The 1532-nt window shown below is 45.3% G+C and carries 1 protein-coding gene; it reads right to left on the reverse strand.

Going from position 1 to position 1532, the window contains the following annotated elements; translation table 11 throughout:
- Positions 1-1319, reverse strand: a 1319-nt coding sequence (locus GIW04_RS30625) for a hypothetical protein (RefSeq protein ID WP_236479602.1), incomplete at its 3' end; no start/stop codon positions are given.
- Positions 1320-1532: the final 213 nt, after the last annotated feature.

Here is a 1532-nt window from a genome sequence, read left to right on the forward strand (position 1 = left end):
GATGATCTCTGGAACATAAACTGGTCATGGTTCGGAGTTACCGCCTTACCATTGATTCCCGATATGTTTGGCAAGAACAGCGGTAGAGAATCCCGATCTGCCCTCAAAGCGATGTCATTTCCGAAACGAAAGTCACCAACCATTAATAGGATTTTAGTGTCTTCATTACATTCTTTTCTAGCCGTTTCAAGTAGACGTCGAGACCATACTGGCGCACCTCCAAAACCAATGAGGTCGACGGGTGATGCTGGCTGCTTCAAAAGACCATTGCTTACATGTTGAGCCCATCTGACCATGTGTGACGGCCCAATAATCTTCTTTTCTTGAGCCATATGATCAAATAGTTGTGTGAAGTATTTTTGCGATGAAATAGCTCTAGGGGCAGTAATGGAGCGGAAGGCATTCAGAAAAAGTGAGGAGGGTCTGGATTCAATGTTGTGGGTATATGAATACGTCTGAAATGCAGGAGCGTTATTGTCCGATGCTACATCGGCTAAATAACGTTCGGCATTACCTGTTAGTACGATATCCGGCCGAATCAGCTCTACCATCTCCGCATGGTAGTAAGGTGTGCGGAGAAATACGACCTGTCTAAATATTTTGGAGAGGTGTGGGAGCATGAGCCTGAAGAAAGAGTCCCCAAAGATCAGTAGTCTCTTATCAGTACTAGACTCCGGGCTAAAATAGATATCAATCTGGCCGTTATTGGATGAGCCATTGCTTGAAAATTTGCAGTAGTTCCAGTCAGGGTTCAGTTTTGTAGTATTCTGCTTCAAGGGGGGAGAGAGCTTGTTACCCAAATCGCCTGTGACAGTCTTTCTCAGGTTGATGCAAGCCTGTATTTCTTTAAGCGCAACGGGAGCAGGATAGCCGAGCAGGTCAAGAATTCTCGCCAGCACTAACAGCGATCCTAAATCAGATAAATGCGTATCAAGCTTTTCATAAGCTCTGTGTCCTAGGGTCTGCTTGAGAAAATCAGCCGGGTAAAAAACAAGTCCTTGAAGGCCATCCTGCTTTATGTGCTCGATATATCTGTCCCCAAGTCTAGACTTTATCGGGATCGGGAATTCATCATCAATAACAGATTGCTTGTCTGGAAAGATCACGTGTAGAAACTTACATTTCGAGAGTTTCGAAATATAAGCCCGGCGTGAAATGTTGAATTTGAAGTTCTCTAGCGACTGCGCGGTGGGTTCTGATTCGCCAGTGATATATTTTAATACCGAGTGATTGCCACCAATCAAGTAAGCAAAACCCGATTTGGTTAACAGTACATCATCTTTCAAGGTGTAATCGTCATTAACGCGTCGGCTGTTCATGAGGCACTTATCTCGCTGATTCACTGATAATCCGCTGTTCCCACTTGGCCAGTGCTGAACAGCGGATTAATGCTCGAAATATTTATTTAGTGGCGGCGGCAAAAACTGAGTGCAACACCTGACCTTTCCGGTAGGGTGTTGCCATGTCTTATCACGAACTCAGCGTTGAAGAACGCTCCGATATCCAGGTCAGTCTGCTGCGTGGCATGAGCC

Origin of the sequence: Pseudomonas sp. PA-4-8C (assembly GCF_021606625.1) — a bacterium.
GTDB classification, from domain to species: domain Bacteria; phylum Pseudomonadota; class Gammaproteobacteria; order Pseudomonadales; family Pseudomonadaceae; genus Aquipseudomonas; species Aquipseudomonas lactis.